This window comes from Streptomyces tremellae (assembly GCF_039540215.1).
GTDB classification, from domain to species: domain Bacteria; phylum Actinomycetota; class Actinomycetes; order Streptomycetales; family Streptomycetaceae; genus Streptomyces; species Streptomyces tremellae.
On record NZ_BAABEP010000078.1, the window covers coordinates 21,215 to 27,587 of the forward strand.

Consider the following 6,373-nt stretch of genomic DNA (forward strand, 5'->3'; position numbering starts at 1 on the left):
AGGTGCCGCACCCCCTGTGGGGCGAGGGGGCGGGCTCCAGCGCGGCGCGGCCGCTACAGGCGTACGCGCGCGGCGATCGGCAGGTGATCGCTGCCGGTGGCCGGCAGGGTCCAGGAGGACTTGGGGTCGACGCCCCGCACCATGATCTGGTCGATGCGCGCCATCGGGAACGCCGCGGGCCAGCTGAAGCCGTAGCCGTCGCCCGCGGCGCCCTGGGTGCTGCGCATCTGGGCGGTGACGCCGACGAGGGAGCGGTCGTTCATGGTGCCGTTGAGGTCGCCGAGCAGCACCACCCGGGACTGCCGCTCGGCGGCGATCGCTGCGCCCAGCGCGTTGGCGCTGTCGTCGCGCTGGCCCGCGGTGAACCCCGCGTGCACCTTCACCCGCACGGACGGCAGATGGGCGACGTACACGGCGACCTGCCCGTGGGGCGTGTCGATCAGCGAGCGCATCGCGCGCTTCCAGCCGATGCGGATGTCGACGGCGCGGGTCCCCGTCATGGGGTACTTGCTCCACAGCCCGACCGTGCCCTCGACGGCGTGGTACTTGTACGTGCCCGCGAGGCCCTTCTCGTACGTCGGCAGGGCCGCGGGGGTGAGCTCCTCCAGGGCGACGACGTCGGCACCGGAGCGGGTGAGGTCGGCCGCGGTGCCCGCGGGATCGGCGTTCTCCGCGTTCACGTTGTGGGTGGCGACCGTGAAGTCCCCGCCCGCGGCCTCCTTGCTGACGACCAGTCCGCCGAAGAGGTTGAGCCAGACGGCGACCGGCAGCACCAGCGCGACCAGCGCCAGGGCGGACCTGCGGACCAGCGCGAGCACCAGGATCACCGGGACGGCGAGGCCGAGCCACGGCAGAAAGGTCTCGGCGAGCGAGCCCACGTTGCCGAAGGCGTTGGGGATGTGGGAGTGCAGCGCCATCACGAGGGTCACCGCGAGGGCGGCGAGCGCGAGCACGATGCCCCTGCGCCAGGCCCCCGACCGCCAGCCGCGCACGGAGCCGGGCCCCCGCCGGATACCGGTGTCCCGAGCGTCCGCCGCGACCGTCACCGTCTCCGCCGTGTGCTCCTGCGTCATGAATACCCTCGCTGACTTCGCCCGTGCGTCGGGAACGGGCCGGGGGTCCCGCCCCGCGCACCCGCCCCGGGTCTGTCCGACCCTAGGGGATGGAGCCCGGCTTTCGCCGCCGCCTCACGACAGCCCCACCGAGACCAGGACGTGACCCGGGCGCCGGGAGGTTCCCGGCCCCGGGTGGGGCCCGGATCACAGGCCGAGGCGGGAACCCCCACTTCCCGCCTCCCGTCCCTGGTGCCACCATGGGAAGTGGTCCAGGGACGCCGTCAGGGCGCCTTGAGATGACGAAAGGGCCGCAGGCCATGACCTCTTCATCCGGTGCCGCAGCGGCGGCGCCCGCACACCCCCCGACATCCGCCGACGGCAGCGGCAAGGCGCTGTACGGCGGGAAGAGTTCCCGCAGGATCACCGTCCACGACATCACCGCGGCCAAGGAGCGCGGCGAGAAGTGGCCGATGCTCACCGCGTACGACGCGATGACGGCGTCCGTCTTCGACGAGGCAGGGATCCCCGTGATGCTCGTGGGCGACTCCATGGGCAACTGCCACCTCGGGTACGAGACGACGGTGCCCGTGACGCTCGACGAGATGGCGGTGCTCGCCGCGGCCGTGGTGCGCGGCACCCGGCGCGCGCTGATCGTGGCGGACCTGCCGTTCGGCTCGTACCAGGAGGGGCCCGTACAGGCCCTGCGCAGCGCCACCCGCCTGGTGAAGGACGCGGGGGTCGGCGCGGTGAAGCTGGAGGGCGGCGAGCGCTCCCACGAGCAGATCTCGCTGCTCGTGCAGTCCGGCATCCCGGTGATGGGCCACATCGGCCTCACCCCGCAGTCGGTCAACGCCATGGGCTACCGGGTGCAGGGCCGCGGCGAGGAGGCCGCGCAGCAGCTGCTGCGGGACGCGAAGGCCGTGCAGGACGCCGGCGCCTTCGCGGTGGTGCTCGAACTGGTGCCGGGCGAGCTGGCCGCCGAGGTCACCCGGAGCCTGCACATCCCGACGGTGGGGATCGGCGCGGGCCCCGAGACGGACGCGCAGGTCCTCGTCTACACGGACATGGCGGGCCTGACCCCCGGGCGGGTGCCGCGCTTCACCAAGCAGTACGCGAACCTGCGGCAGACGCTCGGCGACGCGGCGCGCACCTTCGCGGACGAGGTCGTCACAGGAACGTTCCCGCAGGCGGAGCACACCTTCCACTGAGCCACTGCCCGCACCACCGGCGGCCCGCCGGCCGTCCCCCGTCGGCGGGCCGCCGCGCGCTGGGCGCCGCGGCCCGCCCGGGAGCCGCGCACTCCGGCGGGAGGGCCACCCGGCGAGCTGTCGCCGATATGTGGGCGATATGTCGGCGAGCATCGTCCGGGTGGCCTCGCTGTCGGTGGCTTGTCGGTGGCTTGTCGGTGGCCCCTGGTCCCATGGGGGCATGACGCGAATCGACAAGAACCAGAGCGGTGGCCGCGGGGGCATCGCCGTCGAAGTGCGGGGGCTCGTCAAGCAGTTCGGCGGCCCCCAGGGCACCAGGGCACTGGACGGGGTCGACCTCGACGTACGCGAGGGCACCGTCCTCGGCGTGCTGGGGCCGAACGGCGCGGGCAAGACCACACTCGTACGCATCCTGTCCACGCTGCTGCGGCCGGACGCGGGCTCCGCGACCGTCGCCGGGTACGACGTGCTGCGCCAGCCCCGGCAGCTGCGCCGCACCATCGGCCTGACCGGGCAGTACGCCTCGGTGGACGAGAAGCTCTCCGGCTGGGAGAACCTCTACATGATCGGGCGGCTGCTCGACCTGCCCCGGCAGGAGGCCCGCAGGCGCTCGGACGAGCTGCTTGAGCGGTTCTCGCTGACGGACGCGGCGAAGAAGCCCGCCATGCAGTACTCGGGCGGCATGCGGCGCAGGCTCGACCTGGCGGCGTCCATGATCGGCCGTCCGGCCGTCCTCTACCTGGACGAGCCGACGACGGGTCTCGACCCGCGCACCCGCAACGAGGTGTGGGACGAGGTGCAGCGGCTGGTCGGCGAGGGGGCGACCGTGCTGCTGACCACGCAGTACATGGAGGAGGCCGAGCAACTCGCGGACGAGCTGACGGTCTTCGACCGGGGCCGGGTCATCGCGAGCGGCCGGGTCGACGACCTGAAGGCCAGGGTCGGCGGGCGCACGCTGAAGATCGCCCCGACCGACGCGGCCGCCCTGCCGCACATGGCGCGGGCTCTCGCCGAGGCGGGCCTCGACGGGGTCGCGGGGGCGACGGCGGTGCCCGAAGAGGGCGTGCTGTACGTGCCGATCCTCAGCGACGGGCAGCTGACGGCGGTGATCGGCCTGCTCGGCGCACACGGCATCTCGATCGCGCACATCGGCACGCACCTGCCCAGTCTTGACGAGGTGTTCCTGGCGATCACGGGCCAGAAGACGGCGGACGGCGCGGCGGCGGCCGCGGGCGCCGGCAGCGAGACCGAGGGGGTGGCGGCATGAGTACGACATCCACGAGCGCCGAGGCGCAGCCGGCCGCGGGCGGGCCCGCCGCGCGGCACGCGGGGGCGCCCGCCCCTCCCGGCCCGCGCTCCCCGGGGCCGGCCACGGACGACGGGCGGATCGGCCTGCGGGCCAACCTGCGGCACATCGGCGCCCTGGTGCGGCGCAACGCGCTGCAGATCCGGCAGGACCCCGAGTCCATGTTCGACGTGCTGCTGATGCCGATCATCTTCACGGTGCTGTTCGTCTACGTCTTCGGCGGCTCGGTCGGCGCCAGCCTCGGCGGCGACCGCCACGACTACCTGAACTACGTGGTGCCGGGCCTGATGGCGATGATGGGCATGAACATCGCCATGGCCGTGGGCACGGGCATGAACGACGACTTCCGCAAGGGGGTCATGGACCGGTTCCGCACGATGCCGATCGCCCGCTCGTCGGTGCTCATCGCGAAGATCGTGGTGGAGATCGGCCGGATGCTGGTCGCGACGGCGATCCTGCTCGGCATGGGGTTCGCGCTCGGCATGACGGTGCAGACGTCGGTGCTCGGGCTGCTGGCGGCCGTGGGGCTCTCGCTGCTCTTCGGCGCGGCCCTGATGTGGATCTTCATCCTGCTCGGCCTGACCATGAAGACCGCGCAGGCCGTGCAGGGCGTGGCGATGATCGTGCTGATGCCGCTCCAGTTCGGCTCGTCGATCTTCGCGCCGACGAGGACCATGCCGGGATGGCTCCAGGGCTTCACGGACTACAACCCGCTGTCGAACCTCGCCGACGCGGCGCGCGGCCTGGTCGACGGCGGGCCGGTGACCCACTCGGCGCTGATGACCCTGGCCTGGGCGGCGGGCATCACCCTGGTGATGGCGCCGCTCGCGGTCCGCAAGTTCCGGGACAAGACCTGAGCGACCGGGCCTCCCCGCCCCCGCCGCACGCCGGCGGGGCGGACGGCCCGGTCCCGGGCGGGGGAAGGAAGAGACGGACGGGCGCGCGCCGGGCCGCACAGGCGGCCAGGACCACGGCACGCGCCCGTCCGCGTCCGCGCGCGCACGGGCCTGCGGCCTCGAAGTTTCGTGACGGTCCGTGGACGGAGTGCGCGTCCGCGCGCACGGGCCTGCGGGACGGCCTCGGACACGACCGCATGGCCACAGCGCACGCACGGGCCGCGGGGGCGGTCAGATGAGGGACGCGGCTTCCTCGCGGGTCAGGGTGGCGCCCTCGGCGCGGAGTTCGGTGAGGCGGGGCTCGTCGCCGCCGAGGGCGGTGAGGGCCTCCTTCTGCGCCGTCTCGTACAGCTCCGCCTCGAAGGGCGCCCGGATGTGTCCCGCGGGTACGAGCCCCTCGTAGGCGCCCAGCAGGCGCGCCGCGCCGCGGGCCGGGGCGCCGCCCTCCGGCGCGAGCCCGGCGAGGCAGCGTGCGCCGATGAGCAGTTGCACGGCGGCCATCTCGGGGGCCACCAGCCGCGCCATCGGGCTCGTGGTGAAGGTCAGCGCCTCGCGGATGCGCTCCCTGCCCTGCCCGTACAGCCCCTCCTCGACGTCGAGCCAGGCCTCGGTGTCCTGGACGAAGCCGCGGAAGACCAGCATCGCCTCGCTCTGGAACCGCTCTCGCGCAAGGCGCAGTTGGGTGCGCGCCTCGGCGACGCGCCCGGTGCGGCCGAGCCATATCGCGAGGAACAGCCGGGCCACGGGGACCTCGTGGTGCCCTGAGCCGTCCTCGCCCTCGGAGCCGCTGAGCACCTCGTGGAGGATCGCCTCGCCCTCCTCGGCGCGCCCGACCTCCATGAGGTTCTGCGCGAGACGCACCCGGAGCACCGCCATGTGGTGGAGCGCGCCGAGCCCCTCCGCGTAGACGGTGGCCTGCGTGAAGTCGGCGACGGCCGCGCCGAAGCGGCCGAGCCGCTCGTTCGCCTCGCCCCGCGCGGACAGTGTCTCCGCGGTGCTCCACACGTCGCCGAGCCGCTGGAAGACGACGAGCGCCCGGTCGGCGTCGCGCACCGCGGCCTCGGCGGACGCGCCCCGGTTGGCCCGCATGTTCGCCCGCAGCCGGAGGACACTCGCCAGCTCCCACTCGTAGCCGAACTCCTCGCAGGCGGCGACCGTCTCGTCGAGGGCGCGCGCAAGCCCCTCCTCGTCGCCGGTGAACAGCAGGGTCAGCAGCCAGAACAAGCCGGGGTAGCGGCACGTCTGCGGCAGACCCGGCCGGTAGACGCCCGCGACGGAGTCGAACCAGCTCTCACGCTCGCTCAGCCAGTCCTCGGCGGGCAGGTCGGTGTTGAGGAGGCCGAGCAGCCCCACCTGGCGGCGCGCCTCCACCAGGACGTCGTCCGCCATCGGCGGCGGGCTGTCGGTGCACCGCTGGTGGATGGGTCCGGCCGGCCGCAGGGGCGCCGCGAAGGGGTCGGGGCCGAGCTCGGCGGCGTTCGTGAGCCACTGCCGCGCCTCGACGCGCTGGTCGACCATCTGCCAGTACCAGGTCAGGGAGAGCACAAGGCAGAGCGTCTCCTGCTCGTCACGGGCGGCGTGCGCCCTGCGCAGGGCCGTGCGGATGTTCTCGTACTCGCGCCTGAGCGTGTCGAGCGCGGTCCTCTGCTCGGCGCCGCGCAGCAACGGGTCGGTCATACGCGCCAGTTCGCGGTAGTGCACCAGGTGCCTGCGCTCGATTTCCGCGCGTTCGCCCGCCTCGTCGAGCCGCTCGGAGGCGTACTCGTGGATGGTCTCCAGCATCCGGTAGCGCATCGCGCCCCCGGGCCCCGGCGCCGCCACCACCAACGACTTGTCCACCAACGCCCCCAACACATCCGCGACATCCGCACCACCACCCCCGGCACCACCACCACACACCGCCTCCGC

Annotated in this window: 4 protein-coding genes and 1 pseudogene; 3 read left to right on the top strand and 2 right to left on the bottom strand. The window is 73.5% G+C overall.

The genetic code is table 11. The annotated features are described in order from the left end of the window. Positions 1-53 precede the first annotated feature (53 nt). Positions 54-1,073: an endonuclease/exonuclease/phosphatase family protein gene (locus ABEA77_RS30730; RefSeq protein ID WP_345654876.1), complete on the bottom strand. Its 1,020-nt coding sequence runs from the start codon at positions 1,071-1,073 to the stop codon at positions 54-56. Positions 1,074-1,372: 299 nt separating this feature from the next. Here ABEA77_RS30730 and panB point away from each other — a divergent pair, with 299 nt between their 5' ends. From panB to ABEA77_RS30745, 3 genes are all read left to right on the top strand, one after another. Continuing rightward, positions 1,373-2,263: a 3-methyl-2-oxobutanoate hydroxymethyltransferase gene (gene panB / locus ABEA77_RS30735; RefSeq protein ID WP_345654878.1), complete on the top strand. Its 891-nt coding sequence runs from the start codon at positions 1,373-1,375 to the stop codon at positions 2,261-2,263. Positions 2,264-2,483: 220 nt separating this feature from the next. Further along, positions 2,484-3,530 carry an ATP-binding cassette domain-containing protein gene (locus tag ABEA77_RS30740; RefSeq protein ID WP_345654881.1) on the top strand — a complete coding sequence of 349 codons (1,047 nt, stop codon included), beginning with the start codon at positions 2,484-2,486 and terminating at the stop codon, positions 3,528-3,530. Further along, on the top strand, positions 3,527-4,426 hold the full coding sequence (locus ABEA77_RS30745) for an ABC transporter permease (protein ID WP_345654883.1): 900 nt from the start codon (positions 3,527-3,529) through the stop codon (positions 4,424-4,426). The genes ABEA77_RS30740 and ABEA77_RS30745 overlap by 4 nt, the downstream gene beginning before the upstream one ends. Positions 4,427-4,696: 270 nt before the next feature. Here ABEA77_RS30745 and ABEA77_RS30750 read toward each other — a convergent pair. Continuing rightward, a pseudogene (locus ABEA77_RS30750) lies at positions 4,697-6,373 on the bottom strand (AfsR family transcriptional regulator); the annotation flags it as partial.

Bases quoted from the DNA above. Each gene is read 5' to 3' on its own strand.
- ABEA77_RS30730 (WP_345654876.1), bottom strand. From the start codon at position 1,073: ATGACGCAGGAGCACACGGCGGAGACGGTGACGGTCGCGGCGGACGCT.
- panB (WP_345654878.1), top strand. From the start codon at position 1,373: ATGACCTCTTCATCCGGTGCCGCAGCGGCGGCGCCCGCACACCCCCCG.
- ABEA77_RS30740 (WP_345654881.1), top strand. From the start codon at position 2,484: ATGACGCGAATCGACAAGAACCAGAGCGGTGGCCGCGGGGGCATCGCC.
- ABEA77_RS30745 (WP_345654883.1), top strand. From the start codon at position 3,527: ATGAGTACGACATCCACGAGCGCCGAGGCGCAGCCGGCCGCGGGCGGG.